The sequence below is a fragment of the Labrys okinawensis genome (assembly GCF_002982075.1).
GTDB classification, from domain to species: domain Bacteria; phylum Pseudomonadota; class Alphaproteobacteria; order Rhizobiales; family Labraceae; genus Labrys; species Labrys okinawensis_A.
This window is the reverse complement of the sequence record NZ_PUEJ01000001.1, coordinates 264,271-282,295: the sequence shown is the minus strand read 5'-3', so window position 1 is coordinate 282,295 and position 18,025 is coordinate 264,271. Positions and strand designations below refer to the sequence as shown.

Genomic DNA, 18,025 nt, shown 5'->3' with positions numbered 1-18,025 from the left:
ACCCTGGCACTCACGTCATGTGATGAAGCAGGTCGTAGAGGGAGGGCTTTTCGCCTGGCTGACAGTTGAACCATTTTTGGATCTCGCCATCCTTGACAACGGCTATGGTGTGACTGAGGCCGATGGCCTCTTCGAGCGTATCGGCGATGAGCACGATGCCCACCCCGTCGGCCGACATCTCCCGGATCATTTCGTAGACGTCCTCCTTGGCGCCGATGTCGAGGCCGCGCGTGGGATGGTCGAGGAGGATGATGGTCGAGCCGCCGCTGCGCCATTTTGCGAGCACGACCTTCTGCTGATTGCCGCCAGAGAGGTTTCCGCAATCGGCATTCTCCGAGGAGGCCTTGATCGACAGACGCTTGATCCAGTCGCGGGCGAGCTTGCGCTCGGAGCCGATGTCCAGAACGCCGGCCCTGGCATAATTGCCGAGCTGCGAGAGCGTCATGTTCTCGAAGACGTTCATGCCGCCGACGATGCCTTCGATCTTGCGCTCCCTGGGAACATAGCCGATGCCGCGGGCGACGCCTTGGGAAGGACCGAAATCGTGCACCAGGCCGCCATGGAGCGACAGGGTGCCCGATTGCATCCTCTCGAGCCCGAAGATCGTGCGCAGGATCGCCTCACTTCCGCACCCTTCGACCCCGACGAGCGCCAGGACCTCGCCGGCATGCAGTTTGACGGAAATATCCTTGTAATGGCCGGGCAGGCTGATCCGGTCCGCCTGCAGGAGCAGCCTCTGGACATCGTAGGGGCGCTGCTTTTCTTCCCGGTAATATTCCTGGTTGATGTCGCGGCCGACCATGCGCTGCTGGATGCTCTCGGCCATGGCCTCGGCGCCCTTGACGACATCGACCACCGCGCCGTCCTTCAAGACATAGATGCGATCGGACAGTTCGATGACCTCGTCGAGGCGATGCGAGACGAAGATGAAGGAGGCCCGCTTGCGCAGGTCCCGCACCAGGCTGAACAGAAGCCCGATCTCCTCCTTCGAAAGCACCGAGGTCGGCTCGTCGAGGAGGATCACCAAATGGCTATGCACGCGTTCCTCGAGCGTCAGCACCTTCGCCAGTTCGACGAGCTGGCGCTGGGCGAAGGAGAGCTTCGAAGTGACCGTCCGGGGGTCGATCTGCAGCTTGACCTTCCTCAGCTGCTCGCCCGCCGCCTTCGCCATGCGCTTCCAGTCGATCTTGCCGAAACGGGCGAACTGCTTCTCGAAGCCGAGGAAGATGTTCTCCATCACGGTCAGGTTGGGAATGAGCGACTGCTCCTGGAAAACCATGCCGACACCGCGATCCATGGCCTCGCGCGGGTTCTGGAAACGGACCGCCTTGCCGTCGACGAGAACCTCGCCGCCGTCATGCTGGACGGCACCGTAGATCACCTTCATCAGCGTGGACTTGCCGGCACCGTTCTCCCCGACGAGCCCGACGATCTCGCCGCGGTCGATCTGGAAATTGATGCCCTTCAGCGCATGGACGCCGGGGAAGCGTTTTTCGACGTTTCGAAGTTCGAACATGGCGCGCCTATTTCACGAAGGCCAGCGATCGACGATCGGTGGACAGATAGACTGCGGTGATGACCAGGAGGCCGAGGACGCCGTCCTGGACGTAGCTCGGCAGGCCGATCACCACCATGCCATTGCCGATGACGTTGACGATCAGCACGCCGACCAGCGTGTTCCAGACGCCGCCGGCGCCGCCCCACAGCGCCGTACCGCCGACGACGACCGACGTGATCGAGACGAACATGAAGTTGCGGCCGGTCACGGTTTCGGCGATGCCGATCTGGGCGACGGCGAGAATTGCGCCGAGGGCATAGAAGACGCCGGCGATCATGAAGCAGATGACCCGCACCCTGGAGACGTTGAGCCCCGATGCGTGGGCAAGGTCCTCGCCGCCGCCGACGGCATAGAAGTTTCGCCCGATGGTGGTCTGCGTCTGGATGAACCAGCCGGCGACCAAGGCCGCGAGCGCCACATAGGCCATCAGCGGAAAACCCCCGAGCCGATAGGTGAGCAGCGAACGGAAAAGAGGATCCTCGACCAGGATGCGGTCACCCCCTGTGATCAGCAGCGAAAGGCCGATGCCGACGAACCCCATGGACAGGCTGGCCATGAAGGAGGGAATCTTCAGGCGGACATGGATGAGGCCGGTCACGGCGCCGAAGATCGCCCCGACCGCCATGGCGCCCGGAATCGCCAGCCAGCCCCAGCCCGCGAGGGAGCCGCCCAACGCGCCGAACAGCGTGGCGAACAGAACCGCGCATACGGCAACCGAGCCTTCCATCGACAGATCGATCGAGCCCATCAGGATGACGAACGTTACCCCCACCGCAACCATCAGCGCCGGCGTCGACGAAATCGCGATGCGGGCGAAATTGCGCACCGAGAGGAAGTTGGGATTGACGAGGGAGAAGAACAACACCAGCGCCAGGAGCACCAGGACCGGCGCCCATTTCTGAATATTGTCCTTGGTGAGCAGGCTATCCATGTCGCGCTCTTGCATCAGAGGGAATGGGACGCAGGCGCACGCCCTCCCCATGGCGTTTTGCGGTTTGGCGGGATCACCAAGAAACGCAAAGACGCGTCGAAACAGGGAACCAGAGCAAACAAGCGCTCATGCTTGAACGCGCTTTGCTCTGGAGGGCGGCGTGCGGCCGATGCGGAGGGAAAGGATCAGGACTTGTACTGAATCTGTCCCTTGCTCGGGCCCCAGAAGTCCTTCCAGTCATATTTGGGATTGGTGTCGAGATATTTGGCCTTGAATTCCAGGGCGTCCTTGGGCGTGACCAGGATCGTCGGCCCGTAGAATTCACGGTGCTCCTTGGGTTCGTTCGAGGGCTTGAACGCCCCCGTCGCGGCATAATAGGCGAGCGCCGCACTGATGCCGCCGCCCCAATAGGGATTGGTGAAGACCGTCGCCAGGATCTGGCCCTTGGCAACGAGTTCCACGGCCTGCTGGTTGCCGTCATAGGAAACGACGGGCATCCCTTCGATGCCTTCGGCGCGCAGCGCCTCGAGCACGCCATAGGCGATCGTGTCATTGGCGCAGTGAACGCCCTTGATCTCGTCGCCATAGCGCGTGATGAAGCCGGCCATGACCTGGTTTGCCTTCTGGGTATCCCAGTCGGCCGGCTGCGCGTCGAGCAACTGGACGTCGGGATAATCCTTGAGTGCTTTCTTGAGCCCGTTGAGGCGCTCGATGGCGGGATTGTTGGAGGCGATCCCGCCCAGGTGAACCACGCCGCCCTTCTTGCCCATGGCGTCCATGAGGATGCGGGCCGTCTGCTCGGCCGGCCCTTCGTCGGACCAGGTCATGTGGGAGACGTAGTGGTCGCCGAAATCCCAGGGATGCAGGTCGTCGGTCTTGTTCCAGATGGTCGAGACATAGGCGCCTGCAGCGGCAACGGCCTCCACTACGGGGCGGCAGTTCGGCGCATCGTTGGCATCGATCGCCAGCGCGACCTTGCTGCCGTTCTTGCCGAGCAGCGCCTTGACGTCCGCCAGCGACTTTTCGCTGGAGCCCTCGTTGATGAGATTGACCAAGGCGGTCTTGGGCAGCCCCAGGCTTTCGACGAAGGCCTCACCGCCCGAGACGATGTAGTTCCAGTAGGGATTGGTCCTGTCGCGATAGCTCCAGGCTATCGTCGGATTGGCGGTCGCCGCCCGCACGGCATTCGGCCCCAGCGCGCCGAGTGCCGCCAAGCCTCCCAGGCCATAGGCCGATGCCAGCAGCAGATTGCGGCGATTGACCGTCTCCTGCTCGATGAATTTCTTGATGAACGACATGTCTTCCTCCCTGCGGACCTGCGCATCGCGCCGCGCTTCTGAGCGTCACTGGACGCCGCCGCGTTCCCGATATTGCACTATCTAGTTACTTCGTTATCGATGACGTGTCAACGCCGCCTGACGCGGGAAGCCAGCCTGAAGTCCTTGCAGCAAGGGAGAGTGGGAAAGTGCATGCGGCACTGGCGCCGCGCCAAAGTAACCAGTAAGTTACCAAAATTCTGGAGCGAATCCGGCGAGCAGCCGACAAAATGCAACTGGAAAGAGGCGCGCTACCCCGAATAGGATTACGGATGGCGGCGCGTCAGACCACGCCCAATGAGGTAGGAATGCTCACCAAGCCCCCCAAGCGCCCTCGGATCAGAGACGCCGAAGCCACCCAGGCGAGAATCCTGGCTGCCGCGAAAAAGGAATTTTCGAAGAACGGACTTGGCGGCGCAAGGGTCGACATCATCGCCGAACGCGCCAAGGCCAATAAGCGCATGATCTATCATTACTTCCAGAGCAAGGAAGATTTGTTCCAGCGTGTCCTGGAACATGCCTATTCCGACATACGGACGGCGGAGCAAAAACTCGACCTGGAACAACTTCCTCCCAGGGAGGCGCTCGAACGCCTGGTGCGATTTACCTGGAATTATTACCTCAAGAACCCCGAATTCCTGACGCTGGTCAACAGCGCCAATCTGCACAAGGCCAAGCACATCAAGAAATCCGAGGTCGTCCGGCAGGTCAGCACGCGCTTCGTCGACATGGTCGGCAAGTTGCTCGATCGTGGCGTCGCGACCGGCGAATTCCGATCGGGCATCGATCCCGTTCAACTGAACATAACGATTGCGGCGATCGGATATTATTATTTCACCAACCGCTATACCGGTTCGATTGTCTTTCAGCGCGACCTGATGACCCCGGAAGCCCTCGAAGAGCGGATCCGTTTCAACGTCGATACCATTATGCGGCTCGTCCAGGCCTGACGCCTGAACCGGTCACCGACGAACCAGGCCGCCAGCGGAGGCCGGTACTTGATGCGTCGAAGCCCTGCCGTCAGAACGGCAGGCGTGCATTGTCCTTGACCTGCTTCATGACGAAGAAGGTGCGTGTCTGCCTGACGCCCGGCAATGCGATCAGTTTTTGCCCGTGCAGCTTGTTGAAATCCGCCATGTCGCGGACACGAATTTTCAACAGATAATCGAAATCGCCTGCAACCAGGTTGCAGTCCAGAACCTCCTTGAGCTTGAGAACCGCGCCCTCGAAGGCCGCAAAGCTCTCGGGCGTCGAACGGTCGAGCACCACGCCGACCATTACGAGAGCGCCGAGAGCCACGGAGGTGGGAGCGACCTCCGCACGAACACCGGTGATGAAACCTTCGTCGAACAGGCGTTGCGTGCGCCTGTGGCAGGTGGCCGGGCTGACATTCACCCGCGCGGCGAGTTCGGCATTGCTCAGCCGGCCATCGGCATGGAGTGCCCGCAAGATGTTGATATCGATGCGATCGAGATCGGAGATGGAAGGTTCTTTCATTTTATCCCTTCTCGATGGAGCAAATGGCATCCGAACAGGAGCTCGGTTCGATCTTTCGTAAAAGATGAAGGCCAAATTCGAAAGCCCCCTCCAGGGCTTTTCGACTAGGCTCCGTTCCGTCTCATGGAGCCCGTTCAATGTCCCTTCTCGAAAAATTCGAGCGCTATCCGCTCACCTTCGGTCCAACCCCGATCGAGCACCTGCCGCGTCTCACCCAGGCCCTTGGCGGCAAGGTCCAGATCTATGCCAAGCGCGATGACTGCAACTCCGGCCTTGCCATGGGCGGCAACAAGCTCAGGAAGCTCGAATATATCGTGCCGGACGCCATCGCCTCGGGTGCCGATACGCTGGTGTCGATCGGCGGCGTTCAGTCCAACCACACCCGCATGGTGGCCGCGACAGCGGCCAAGATCGGCATGAAATGCGTCGTCATCCAGGAAAAATGGGTGCCGCATTACGACGCCGTCTATGACCGCGTCGGCAACATCCTGATGACCCGGCTGATGGGCGCGGATTCCCGGCTCGTCGACGATGGCTTCGACATCGGCATCCGCAAGAGCTGGCAGGATGCGATCCAGTCGGTCGAGGCGGCCGGCGGCAAGCCCTATCCGATTCCGGCCGGCGCGTCGGTGCACAAGTTCGGCGCCTTGGGCTATGTCGGCTTTGCCGAGGAGGTCGCCAAGCAGGAGGCGGAGCTGGGATTCAGCTTCGACTATGTCGTGGTCTGCGTCGTCACCGGCTCGACCCAGGGCGGCATGATCGTCGGCTTTGCCGCGCAGGGGCGCGCGGATCGGGTGATCGGCATCGATGCTTCGGGCACTCTCGAGCAAACGCGGGCACAGGTGCGCTCCATCGTCGACAATACCGCGGAACTGGTCGGCCTCGGCCGCAAGATCGGCGAGCACGAGATCGTCATCAACCCGGACTATGCCTATCCGGCCTATGGCGTGCCGTCGGACGAAACCAACGAGGCAATCCGCCTCGCCGCCCGCACCGAGGCGATGATCACCGACCCGGTCTATGAGGGCAAGTCGATGCAGGGACTGATCGACCTGACGCGCAAGGGCTTCTTCCCCGAAGGCTCGCGCGTGCTCTATGCCCATCTCGGCGGTGCGCCTGCCTTGAACGGCTACAGCTACTACTATCGCGAAGGCTGACGTGGGCCGCCCTTTCCGGGGCTCCCGCCAGCCCGTAATTTGGAAGCGCGGGGCGGTGGCACCGCGCACCCTTTCACGGCTATGGCGCAGGACAGCGGGATCACCGCCCTGACGGGTTCAGGGTTCCACCGGCATCATGGCAGGCTGTAGGCGATCAGATAGTCTCCCATCGTGGTGCCGAACGAGCCGTGGCCGCCGGCCATGGTGACGACATATTGCTTGCCGCCGATCTCATAGCTCATCGGCGTGGACTGCCCGCCGGCCGGCAGGCGGTCCTCCCAGAGCTGGCTGCCGGTGGTGACGTCATAGGCGCGGATATAATTGTCCATCGTATAGGTCATGAAGGCCACGCCGCCGCCCGTGACGATGGGGCCGCCGAGCCCCGGCATGCCGATCTTCAGGGGCAGCGGAATCGGCGAGACGTCGCGGATGGTGCCGTTGCGGTGCATCCACGTGATCTTGTTGGTCTTCAGGTCGATACCGGCGATGAAGCCCCAGGACGGCTGCTTGCAGGGAAAGCCGATGGGCGACAGCAAGGGATTGATCGTCACGCCGAAGGGCACCCCGAACTGCGGCTGCACGCCCTGCTCCGTTCCCGAGGGCAGGCTGGCATCCGGCGCCGCCGGGTTGTTCGGTCCCCGCGGGATCAGCTTGGACACGAAAGGCAGGTAGATCGGGTTGGCGATCGCGACCTGGCGTACCGGATCGACGGCGATGCCGCCCCATTCGAAGGTGCCCAGATTGCCGGGAAAGACCAGCGTGCCCTGCAGCGAAGGCGGCGTGAAGGTCCCTTCATAGCGCAGCCGCTTGAAGATGATCCGGCAGGCGAGCTGGTCGAACATGGTCGCGCCCCACATGTCCGCATCGGTCAGCTTCTTTTCGGGACGGAAGGTGAGCTCGGAGAAGGGTTGCGTCGGCGAGACCCAGTCGCCCGGGGCGGCACCCTGCGGTACCGGCTTTTCAGGGGCCGGGACGATCGGCTTGCCGTCCCGCCTGTCGAGCACGAAGATATTGCCGGTCTTGGTCGGCGCGTAGAGGGCGGGCACCGTGCTGCCATCGGGCCTGGCGAGGTCGACGAGGCTCGGCTGGGCCGGCACGTCCATGTCCCACAGATCGTGGTGGACCGTCTGGTAGGACCAGGCGAGCTTGCCGGTATCGGCGTTGAGCGCGACGATGGAGGAGGCGTAGCGCTCGCTCGCCGGTGTCCGATTGCCGCCCCAGATATCCGGCGTCTGCACGCCGGTCGGGATATAGACCAGGTTCAGCTTGGGATCGTAGGACGACACGATCCAGGAATTGGGCGAGGCGTCGACGAATTTATGCGTCGCCGACGGCATCTGGTTTGGATCGTCATTGCCGGCATCGAAGGCCCAGACCAGCTTGCCGGTATGCACGTCGAAGCCGCGGAACACGCCTGATGGCACGGTGGCGGAGTAATTGTCGATCACCGAACCCGTGACCATCACGATCTTGTCGGTCACCACGGGCGGCGAGGTCACATAGTAGAAACCACGCTGGGTGACGCCCATGCCTTCCATCAGGTCGATCGAACCGTTCTTGCCGAATTGTGCGCAGGGCGTGCCCGTCTGGGCGTCGACCGCCAAAAGCCTTCCGTCATTGGTCGGCAGGAAGATGCGCGTCGGACATTCCGCCGGCGGGGGATTGCCGTCGGAGGTGCGGGCATCGGCCCTGGTCTCGAAATAGGAGACCCCGCGGCAGGTCATGTGCTGGTAGGTCTTGTCATAGGCGATCTTGGGATCGAACTTCCATTTCTGCTTGCCGGTGGCCGCGTCGAGCGCGAACAGGATCTGATGGGGCGAGCACAGATAGAGCGTGTCCTTGACCTTGATCGGCGTGACCTGATTGGTCAGCTCGACGGGATCGTTCGGCCCCTTGAGATCGCCGGTGCGAAAGGTCCAGGCCACTTTCAGCTGCGAGACGTTTTGCGGCGTGATCTGGGCCAGCGGTGAATAGCGATTGCCGAACTGAGTGCGGCCATAGGCCGGCCAGTCGCCCTCGGGCAGGTTGGCGGCGTCGGCTGCGACCGGGGCGGGTGAAGCGGCCGGCGGCAGATTGCCGGCAAGGCTCTGGGGATCCTGCGTGAGCGAATAGCCGAGGACACCGGCGCAGGCGAGCAGCGCGACGATGAGCGGCATGCGAGCCGCCAGGCTCAGCTCGCCGGTCGCCGGCGAGCGCAGGGGGCGGGTGACGAAGGGCAGAAGCAGCCACAGGCCGAGCGGGGCGAGGATGTCGCCCCTCGGCGCCAGCAGCCAGAAATCGAAGCCGGATTCCCATACCGCCCAGATGAGCGTGCCGAGCAGAAGCACGGCATAGACGACCAGCGCGGAAGAATGTCGCCGGGCGAGCAGAAAGGCCGTCACCAGCATCAAAAGTCCGGCGACGACATAGTAGGGGGAGCCGCCCAGCAGCAGCAGCCAGATTCCTCCACCGCCGAGGGCCAGACCGATTATCGCAAAGACAATCCAAGTAATGGTAAGAAAAAGGCTACGACTCTGGTGCATTGCGCTATCCAGTCTGGTGAAAGATGTCGTATCCCCCTACGAAGGACTAGCATGGCCCGAGCGGGCGAGGCAACAGCCCGCGGCGCGGGTATTGTTAAGTCACATTGACAATTGGGTACGGCAGCTCCCAACTCGAAGGTGCGGGGCAATCGCACCGCGCCGCTCATCTATGGCCGTGGCGCTCGGCTTTTCGCCGGGCCTTCAACGGACAGCAACAGCTCCTGCCAGCCGTGCAGGCTGGAAAGTCGGTCGAGCCCACTATCGATCAGGGCACGCGCGTTGCGGCCCTTCTCCGCCAAGAGGTCGGGCCGGCTGCGCCATTCACGGACGATCGTGGCAAAGCCCACGCTGTCTCCGGGGGCGACGACAGCCCCGCAATCGGACCGGCGGATCAGGCTCGATATCTCACCGTCCCGCGCCATGACCGCAATCATCGGCTTGCCGGCCGCGGCGATACCGTAGAACTTGCTCGGCACGATCAGGCCTTCCAGGCGGGGATTGAGCGAGAGCCAGTGAATATCCGGCACCGTCAGGGACTGCGGCAATGTGCCGGCGTCCTGATAGGGTCGGAACCGGAACATCGTCTCCAGCCCCTGGTCGGCGACGGCCCGCTTGAGACAGGGAATCAGATAACCGTTCCCGATGAACAGGAACGCGATGCCGGGCTCGTCCCGGAGCAGGCGGGCGGCGCCGATGAGCGTGTCGATCTCATGCGCCCGGCCCAGATTGCCCGAATAGCCGATCACGAACTTGTCCTGCAGCCCCCAGTCACGGCGCAGGCGGTTGGGTTCGGCGTCGGCCGGTTGGATGCGCCGGTCATCGCACCAGTTGCAGATCGTGGCGATCCTGGAGGCCGGCACGCCGAACCCCGCGACCTTCGTCTTCATCCCGTCGCCGACCGCCACATTCATGACGGCATGGCGGAGACTGGCGTTCCGCAGGCTGCGCAGAACGCCCCCGAGCAGGCCCCTGCCCGCCTTTACGCCAAGCTCTGCCGCAACCTCCGGATAGATGTCCTGCAGCCAGTTGACCTGCCTGAGACGCCTCGCCAGGACGACCGGCAGCAGGGAAACGCTCAGCAGCGGCGGATCGGTCTTGACCACGACGAGATCGCCGGCCCGCGAGCGCCGCCAGACCTCGAAGGCCAGGGCCGCATGCACGGCGAGCGCAGCCGCAGCGCGCCGCAGCAGCGACGGGCCGGCCTCCGTCAGGGGACCGACGCGGTGGATCGAAACGCCGGGCAGGACCGCCTCGGAGTCCAGCCTGCGGGTGGGTTCGTCATACCGGCCAGCACCGGTGATGGCGACGACCTCCCAGCCCTGCCCGGCCAGGAAGGCGGCCAGATCCGACGCGATCTGGCTGGTCGCGGACGTATCGGGGTGGAAATAGCGATTGACCAGGAGGACGCGGCGCTGTTTCGAAGCCATGCGGGAGCGCTGCCGTTCCGATCAACGTCGGTAATTCGGGGGAGTGTGTTGCTCCGCCAAGCTCCGCGCCAGAGCCTTTCTGCCCCTGCGCGCGGCCATGGCGCGGCGGAGCGCGGCGCTTCCTCTGCGCTCGCCGCCAAACACGAACATCACGGTCATGACGGTGATCTTGATGTCCAGGGCAAGGGATGCGTTGTCGATGTAATATTCGTCGAGAGCATCCTTCTCCTCGCGGGTCACGAGATTGCCGCCATTGACCTGGGCCCAGCCGCTGATGCCGGGCCGCACGGCCAGGCGGAGCCCGGGATTGGCCGGCTGGTCTGCCGGCAGGAGCGGACGCGGACCGATCAAGGACATCTCGCCCGTCAGGACATTCAGCAATTGCGGGATCTCGTCGAGCCTCATCTTGCGGATGAACCGCCCGATCGGCGACAGACGCTCGGGCCCGGGAACGACGTGCCCGTTGGCGTCGTAGGGCGCGTGATAGGTCCGGAACTTGTAGATGAAGAAATGCCGGCCGCCCCGTCCCATCCGCTGCTGCCAGAAATGCAGGGGGCGCCCCACGTCGAAGAGCACGAGAAGTGCCACCAGCAGCCAGACGGGCGCCAGCAGCACCATGAGAACGATCGAGGCGAGGATGTCGATGCAGCGCTTCACGCCGAAATAGCGTCGCAACGCGGCCGCGGGTTGCGCCTGCTCATCCCGGGCTGCACCCATCGGCAGGGCCTGTGCCCCTGGCAGACCCTTGGGCAGGAGTTCGAGCGCCTGCGCGACGCTCTTGAGCGCAATGCCTCGGCGATGACATTCTTCCGTGACGAACCGGAGGCTGGCGCACTCCAGCTGGCCGGGCTCCATGGACAGCCACACCGCATCGATGGTCACGCCGTGCAGAGCGTATTCGTCGATGATCCGCCCGAGATCGCCCACGCGCCCGGCCACGCGGACACCATTGAGCGACCGCCCTGTCGCGGCCGGCCCCTCGTCGAGGACCGACATGATCTGCGTGGTGACCGGTGATTGACTTTCGATCAGCTTGATCACCAGCAAGGCGAACTGGTCCGTGCCGATGAGGATGACCTTGCGAAGATCGGTGATGTTGCGTTTGGCACTGACCCTGGCGCGCTCGTGGGACACCAGCCTCGAGAAGGCCCGCCCTCCCACCAGGCCCGCTCCCAGGACAAGCGAGTAGATGATCGGCGTCGAGCGCGGTATGCCATCGAGCCGCGTGAGCACGAAGAGCACCAGGCCGCTGGCGCCGATCGTCAACGCTATCACCGCGCCGATCGCGTAGAGATCGGGAACCGAAAAAGTGTTCTGGATGGCGTCCGCGGCACGGCAGATGAGCAGGGCCGGGACTGCGAATGCGATCGTAACGAAAACGAACAGATACGGGCCCGGCAGATCGAAGGGCATGTTCGGCCAGGCGAGAAGGTCAATATCCCGCAATGCCAGCGTCAATATCGGCGCAGCGATCACCCACATCACGTCAAAAAACGATAGGCGTAACTTACGTGGACTGTATGACGTAGGGATACGAGATCGCATTCAACGTTCCTTGCAGACCGGCAATAGATATGACCGCAACGAAGCCATGCCGCCACCCCACAAATACGACAGGCAGTTCTGAGGCAATTCCGATGAAACATCGCTGCCTCCGCCCGGTGTCCCTGGTTTGCGGCCCTGCAAACATGAACCGGGGTGTTTAGTCCCGCCATTCCTCATGGCGTGACACTCAGGAAGCGGCGGCCCGCCCTTTCCAACACGACGGCGGTGAGATGCGAGGTTGCAAAGGCGCCGGTATCGACATTGATCCGATTGGCGCGCATTTCCGGCACGGATACCGGCGAATGGCCGTGCACCACGACTTTGCCGAAGCTACCCTCGAATTCCAGGAACTCGTCCCGGATCCACAGCAGGTCTTCCCTTGCCTGGCGATCGAGACCGACATGCGGCTTCACCCCGGCATGGCAGAAGAAATAATCGCCGCATGTATGGCTGAGGACCGTGTCTTCCACGAACCGCCGGTGAGAGGCAGGCAGTTTTTCGGCGAATTGCTCGCGGGCCTGACGATAGCCGCGCCCGCGCAAGGCTTCGCTGACGTCGACCCCGTAGGAGTGAAGCGTTTCCAAGCCGCCCAACCCGCGCCAGCGATCGAGAACCGAGGGGTCGTCGAGAAAGGACAGAAGCAGATCCTCGTGATTGCCACGCAGGGCCTTGAAGGGGGGGCCGAACCGGCTCGAGGACAAATGCTCGATCACGCCAGCCGAGTCAGGGCCTCGGTCGACATAATCTCCCAGGAAAATCACGAGAGGTTCGGCGGTCTCCTGATCGAGATCGGCCAAAATCCGCCGCTCCATGCGCAACAGCAGATCCCGCCGCCCATGAATGTCGCCGACGGCGTAAATTCTCATTCCAGGCGACATTTCCGGCACGCCTTCTTCCTCGCCAGCACCCTCGTCGACGCCGTGAACTATAACCAACACGAGATATAAGCAAAAGGTGTAAACAATTTTGTTGGATGCTTGAACTATCAACACCATTCTTTATCGATAGCGCGAATTTGTTAATTCGATCGAATTTGTTAATTAAAGAAACTAACTAAAGTATATGGCTAGTGAGAGAAATTATTGGACAAAAAAATACGCTTGCGCCTATCTTTACGGCGTCTACGTGTTCGATCTCAGGCGCGAGGGGTTGCGAGTGTCGCGTATGGGTATTCAGTCGAGACCTTTTTCGGCACTCGTTCTGGTCTCCTGTCTGCTACTGGCATCGTGTGCAAACGACACGGTCGGCGTCGCCTCGAAAGCCGACCAGGAAGCCCTTATCCAGAAAGCAGCGGTCGCAGCTCCGAATATCCAGGCCGGGGACAAGATCAGGGTCACGGTCTTCGGAGAAGACCGTCTCACCGGAGAATATCAGGTCGATCCGGCCGGCTTCGTTTCCCTGCCGCTCGCCGGCACGGTGAAGGCGGCGGGACTGAGCAAACAGCAGATGGAAAAGACCCTCGCTGTCAAATTCAGCGGCGAGTATCTGCGCGACCCGAAGGTCACCGTGGACCTCGCCAGTTTCAGGCCCTTCTATATTCTGGGAGAGGTCAACAAGCCCGGGGAATACGATTATAAGAGCGGCCTGAATATCGTGAGTGCTCTGGCCGTGGCCGGCGGTACGACCTACAGGGCCAGCACCTCCAATATCGATATTCAGCATGTCGGCGAAAGCGGCTTCAAGAAATACCCGATTTCATCCAATATTCCCGTTCTGCCGGGCGATCTTATTCGCGTCCCCATGCGCTACTTCTAGCCGCTCGAACCTGAGAGCCCGGGGTGTTCATGCTGCGCATATCGTCACTGATTTTCCTGGCATCGGTGACGACGCTCATCCCGGGCTTCGGCCTGCAGCCTGCATCGGCGCTCGACGCCACCCCCAGCCAGGCTACGGCCGAAACCCTGGGCATCAGCGCCAGCCCAAGTTTCGTCGAAGGACTGCCCTTCGGCGGCTGGCTGGTCTACCCCTCCCTGTTCCTCGGCGCGGTCTACAACGACAATATCGACGGCCAGGACCGACAACGCCGATCATCTCTGGGGTTGCAGATCCAGCCCCGCCTGGACGCGGCATGGGAAGACGCAATTCATCGCCTCGCGGTCTATGCCAATGGTGATTTCCAGCTTTACCCGTCGCATCAGGACAGCAGCCGCATCACCGCCAAGGCCGGGGGGGCATGGACCTATTCGCCCCTGCCGGATCTTACCATCAGGCTTCACGGCGATTTCACCCGCGCCAACGGCATGTTCAGCCCGGGCTTCTGGTCATCGCCCTACCAGACCTGGCAGCGGCCGGGCGCCGTACTTACCGATTCCTCGATTTTCACCAACACCTATGAGGCCGGTGTCGCGGTCGAAAAGAGAATAACCGATCAAACCTCCATCCGCCTGTCCGGCGGCGTCATCTATGCCAGCTTCGATCGCCCCGATGACAAGGCCGCGGCAAAGAGCGGCTTCCCCATGCCGTTCAACGGCACGGATTACTATATGGCGCTTCGCGCCACCACCATGCTGACCCCGCAGATCTACGCCTTCGTCGAGGGCGGCGCCGATTTCCATCGATATGACCGGAACGTCAAGGGCGACTCCGTCTACCACGTGACGACAGGCCTCGGCTCGGAGCTCATCCGGCTCGTGCGCGGCGAAATCTATGTGGGTTATCAGGCCCGCAGCGGATCTCGCCGCATTTCCGGTTCGACGAACCAGCCGGCGTTCGGCGGCCGAATTTCATACTATCCGACCCAATACATCACCATTGCCGCTTCGGTCGATCAGTCGCTCTCCTTCTCGCAGACCCCCGTTCTGCTGCCCACGGGCAACGGCAACGTCTCGTCGGCCACGCAATCGGCCTCGGGCCGGACATTCCAGTCCCGCATCCAGGTCGACTACGCGCTGTCCCAGCTCTGGTCCGCCTATGTCCAGGGCGGCTATGGCCACACGCGCTACAGCGCCGCATCCAATCTCACCCAAACACAGGTCTGGTCCGCCGGCGCCGGAATTCGCTATGATCTATGGCGCAATATGGCCTTGACCCTGGAATATCAGTTCAACCATTCGACCTCAAAATACAGGCAGGCGGTCCGTCCCAATTCCACCAGTGCGTTCAGCCAGAACGTCGTCTCAGCCGGATTGACTTATCATTACTAGGGAGCCCTCAACCATGCTGGCGAGGCTCACGCTGCCAATTCTTACCTGCCTGTGGCTTGTCGCGGCTGCCCAGGCGCAATCGACCCGGGTGTCGCCCTGTGCGCCCGAAGCCGACCCGCTTGGCTGCGAGCAGGCCCGGGAAAACCTGTCGCCGGAGATGCTCAGGCTGCTTTCGGCCTATCCGCATGGCGGACAGACCCTGGAGGAATCCGCCTATCGAACGGCCGTCAACCAGCCTGAGCAGGCTTTCGCACTGGTCGCCCTAGCCAACCGCTCCAATCCCGAGCAAATGGCGGCGATCGCCCGCGGCTTGCTGCGCGCCTTCGACGAACTGGCGGACTCCAGTCCGCAGTGCCGGGCGGGATGCATGGACAGGCTGCAGAAGATCATGATGCTGCGCGGCCTGCATTCAACGACCCCTCATGCCGTGCGCAAGGATTGCACGCCGGAGAAGGTCGGGCTCAAACCATATTCACCGAGCTGCGGCATGCCGGTCAGGGCGGCGATGCAATGCGCCGACCTCGCGCTCACCTCCCTCCTGACGGCGCTTGCCCGCCAGCAATTCGCAACACTTGCCACGCCCTCGGGCCGTCCCAGAGGCTGTTTTGCGCCCGTCTATCAAAGCCCTCACAACGCTGCGGGCTGGACCCTTTCCGCCCCCTCCAACCTGCCGATAAGTCGAAATTGATGGTTGCCAGCCCCCTTCTTTTCCGCGAGCTTGAGGTCATGTTGTCCAACAACCATGCGCTCGTCACCGACGCGCTTGCTATTCCCGGCGCCCCGATCGCGGCCCCGGTTCCGAACACTCTCCTGAGCCGAACGCCATGGTGAGGCGGTCCCAGTCCTGCTTGCGCCGGGTCAATGCAAACGGGCAGCGCTGGTATGTCGTGCAGACACGCGCCCGCTCGGAGGAAACCGCGCGCTTCAATCTGGAAGCCCAGGGATTCGAGGTCTTCCTGCCTCGCACGCTTCGCACCGTCCTGCATGCGCGCAGGCGCCGGACCGCGATGAACGCTCTCTTTCCCGGCTATCTGTTCGTGCGTCTCGATCTGGAACGCGAACGCTGGCGCTCGATCAACGGCACCATCGGCGTGGTGCAGGTGGTGATGGGCTCCAGCCTGCCGCTCCCGGTACCCGATGGCGTGGTCGAATCCATCCTGACCTATGTCGATGCCGAGGGCATTGCGCGGCTCGATCGCGATCTTGCCCAAGGGCAGACCGTTCGCGTGACGCTGGGTCCGTTTACCGAAAGCATCGGCCCGTTGATGCGCCTCGATCCCAATGAACGTGCCCGCGTGCTGCTGGAGATCATGGGCCGGGCCGTAGAGATCACTCTGCCCAGGCGAGCGCTGGAGGCGGTTTGACGCTGGCCGGCTCATGCCGGCCATCAGATGTCGGAAAAAGGGTGAGACGCCGTTTCACCCTAACGGCGGTAGCATGGCAAGAACGGACAATGTCGAGATCGGGGCAGGCGGAATTGGCGAGCGGCACGCTTGCAGATGAACGCCCGACCTCTCCTGCCGGCGCGAGAACGGCGGCAGGCTTGATCGAGCGACTTCTCCTGGCGGCTCTCATCCTCGGCCTTGCCTGGGTTCCGGCCTGGCTCGGCAGTAACCGGATGCTGGCCTGGGGGGTAAACGGCATCCTGTTCCCCGGGCTGGTCATCGCTTACGAACTCAGCCGGATCGTCCTGAACCGGCCGCATCAAATCGCCGCACGCCACCTCCTCGTGCCCATAGGTCTCTTCACATGTGTTGCCGGCTGGATCCTGCTGCAGATTTCCCCCTGGATGCCGCCAATATTGGTTCATCCCATCTGGCCTTTGGCGTCGCAGGCGTTGGGCGAACCCGTTCCCGGCACGATCAGCGTCGTTCCCGGTGCGAGCGCGCTCGGGCTCCTGCGCCTGATCACGGATGCCAGCGTGTTCTGGCTGGCGCTCCAGCTTTGCCGCTCCGCTCCCCGAGCGCATCTGCTGCTCTATGCGATCATGGCCATCATCGCAGCCTATGCAGGGTTGGGGCTCTACCTTGCGGGTTTCGAGGCTTCGAGAATTCCCTATCTCGACGGTCCCGCGCCCGGCCTGGTGCGATCGACCTTCATCAACCGCAACAGCCTGGCAGCCTATGCCGGCATCGGCGTCATCATCGCAGTGACCCTGTGGCTGAGGGCGCTGAGGGCCGGGGCTGCGTCCACGCCCGGCGCTCACCGGCCGGACCGTTTCCTCGGCCTGCCCGCCCGGTTCCATTGGGCGGAGATCGGCGCGGGATTGCTTGCGCTCGGCGCGCTCATGGCGAGCGGTTCGCGCGGCGGTGTCATCGCCACGGCGGCCGGTCTTGCCTGCGTGCTGGCCCTGTCGTTCGCGCGATTTGACGGATCCGTCCTCCAGCGGATTTCTATGCTCCTCCTGCCCCTGCTGGCTCTTGGGGCCGCGGTCGCCTTCATGGGCGACATCGTTTTCGGGCGCATCGCGGCTTCCGGCCTGACCGATACGAGCCGAGCGGCCGTCAACGGCATCATGGTCCGTTCCCTATGGGATGCTCCCCTGACGGGTTTCGGTTACGGCACCTTCACCGACATTTTTCCGGTCTATCGCGATCAATCCATATCGACGACCGGTGCATGGGACAAGGCCCACAATACTTATCTCGAGGCTTTACAAGGGCTTGGCTTGGCATTCGGAACCATGTTGATAGCCTTGGTGGCATGGCTGCTCGGACTGTGCGTGACCGGCACTTTGCGCAGGCGCCGGCATAGGGCTCCGCTGGTCTGCGCCATCGGTGCCGGCATATTGCTGGGCGTGCATGCGCTCGTCGATTTCAGCCTGCAGATCCAGGCGATCTCCCTGACCTTCATGGCCTTGCTCGGAGCCGGCGTGTCCCAATGGGCCAGTTCCGGCGTGAACCTGTCGGATTAGCGCTGCCATGACCTG

General features: G+C 62.7%; 15 protein-coding genes. 7 read left to right on the top strand and 8 right to left on the bottom strand.

Annotated elements, in window-relative coordinates; translation table 11 throughout:
• Window positions 1-10 precede the first annotated feature (10 nt).
• The 3 genes from C5L14_RS01320 to C5L14_RS01310 form a co-directional block, all read right to left on the bottom strand.
• Window positions 11-1,516 (bottom strand): sugar ABC transporter ATP-binding protein, encoded by a 1,506-nt coding sequence (locus tag C5L14_RS01320; RefSeq protein WP_105860229.1) that lies wholly within the window; start codon window positions 1,514-1,516, stop codon window positions 11-13.
• Window positions 1,517-1,523: 7 nt separating this feature from the next.
• Entirely contained in the window at window positions 1,524-2,489 is a 966-nt protein-coding gene (locus tag C5L14_RS01315; protein ID WP_105860633.1) for an ABC transporter permease, read from the bottom strand.
• A gap of 185 nt (window positions 2,490-2,674) precedes the next feature.
• Entirely contained in the window at window positions 2,675-3,787 is a 1,113-nt protein-coding gene (locus C5L14_RS01310) for a sugar ABC transporter substrate-binding protein (RefSeq protein WP_105860228.1), read from the bottom strand.
• Between the two features lie 248 nt (window positions 3,788-4,035).
• On the opposite strand from C5L14_RS01310, the gene C5L14_RS01305 reads away from it, so the two are divergent.
• The gene (locus C5L14_RS01305; protein WP_245443162.1) at window positions 4,036-4,755 is read left to right on the top strand and encodes a TetR/AcrR family transcriptional regulator; all 720 of its coding nucleotides are present in this window, start codon (window positions 4,036-4,038) and stop codon (window positions 4,753-4,755) included.
• A gap of 70 nt (window positions 4,756-4,825) precedes the next feature.
• On the opposite strand, the gene C5L14_RS01300 is transcribed toward C5L14_RS01305, so the two are convergent.
• Window positions 4,826-5,302, bottom strand: coding sequence for an Lrp/AsnC ligand binding domain-containing protein (locus C5L14_RS01300; protein ID WP_105860226.1), 477 nt, complete (start codon window positions 5,300-5,302; stop codon window positions 4,826-4,828).
• A gap of 137 nt (window positions 5,303-5,439) precedes the next feature.
• Here C5L14_RS01300 and C5L14_RS01295 point away from each other — a divergent pair, with 137 nt between their 5' ends.
• Window positions 5,440-6,459 carry a 1-aminocyclopropane-1-carboxylate deaminase gene (locus tag C5L14_RS01295; protein ID WP_105860225.1) on the top strand — a complete coding sequence of 340 codons (1,020 nt, stop codon included), beginning with the start codon at window positions 5,440-5,442 and terminating at the stop codon, window positions 6,457-6,459.
• A 134-nt stretch (window positions 6,460-6,593) separates the two neighbouring features.
• On the opposite strand, the gene C5L14_RS01290 is transcribed toward C5L14_RS01295, so the two are convergent.
• From C5L14_RS01290 to C5L14_RS01275, 4 genes are all read right to left on the bottom strand, one after another.
• Entirely contained in the window at window positions 6,594-8,981 is a 2,388-nt protein-coding gene (locus C5L14_RS01290; RefSeq protein ID WP_105860224.1) for a glucose/quinate/shikimate family membrane-bound PQQ-dependent dehydrogenase, read from the bottom strand.
• Window positions 8,982-9,148: 167 nt separating this feature from the next.
• On the bottom strand, window positions 9,149-10,408 hold the full coding sequence (locus C5L14_RS01285) for a glycosyltransferase family 4 protein (protein ID WP_105860223.1): 1,260 nt from the start codon (window positions 10,406-10,408) through the stop codon (window positions 9,149-9,151).
• Between the two features lie 21 nt (window positions 10,409-10,429).
• A complete protein-coding gene (locus tag C5L14_RS01280) occupies window positions 10,430-11,854 on the bottom strand; it encodes a sugar transferase (RefSeq protein WP_181160963.1) in 1,425 nt (474 codons plus the stop codon).
• Between the two features lie 272 nt (window positions 11,855-12,126).
• Entirely contained in the window at window positions 12,127-12,948 is an 822-nt protein-coding gene (locus tag C5L14_RS01275) for a metallophosphoesterase family protein (RefSeq protein WP_245443159.1), read from the bottom strand.
• 67 nt (window positions 12,949-13,015) lie between these two features.
• Between C5L14_RS01275 and C5L14_RS01270 the strand changes: the two genes are divergently transcribed.
• The 5 genes from C5L14_RS01270 to C5L14_RS01250 all read left to right on the top strand — a co-directional run bounded on the left by C5L14_RS01270 (window position 13,016) and on the right by C5L14_RS01250 (window position 18,010).
• Window positions 13,016-13,708 carry a polysaccharide biosynthesis/export family protein gene (locus tag C5L14_RS01270; protein WP_245443157.1) on the top strand — a complete coding sequence of 231 codons (693 nt, stop codon included), beginning with the start codon at window positions 13,016-13,018 and terminating at the stop codon, window positions 13,706-13,708.
• A gap of 29 nt (window positions 13,709-13,737) precedes the next feature.
• On the top strand, window positions 13,738-15,096 hold the full coding sequence (locus C5L14_RS01265; protein WP_146126806.1) for an outer membrane beta-barrel protein: 1,359 nt from the start codon (window positions 13,738-13,740) through the stop codon (window positions 15,094-15,096).
• Window positions 15,097-15,109: 13 nt separating this feature from the next.
• Window positions 15,110-15,784 carry a hypothetical protein gene (locus tag C5L14_RS01260; RefSeq protein WP_105860218.1) on the top strand — a complete coding sequence of 225 codons (675 nt, stop codon included), beginning with the start codon at window positions 15,110-15,112 and terminating at the stop codon, window positions 15,782-15,784.
• A gap of 136 nt (window positions 15,785-15,920) precedes the next feature.
• Window positions 15,921-16,460 (top strand): transcription termination/antitermination protein NusG, encoded by a 540-nt coding sequence (gene nusG / locus C5L14_RS01255; protein WP_105860217.1) that lies wholly within the window; start codon window positions 15,921-15,923, stop codon window positions 16,458-16,460.
• Window positions 16,461-16,549: 89 nt separating this feature from the next.
• On the top strand, window positions 16,550-18,010 hold the full coding sequence (locus C5L14_RS01250) for an O-antigen ligase family protein (protein WP_105860216.1): 1,461 nt from the start codon (window positions 16,550-16,552) through the stop codon (window positions 18,008-18,010).
• The last annotated feature ends 15 nt before the right edge of the window (window positions 18,011-18,025 follow it).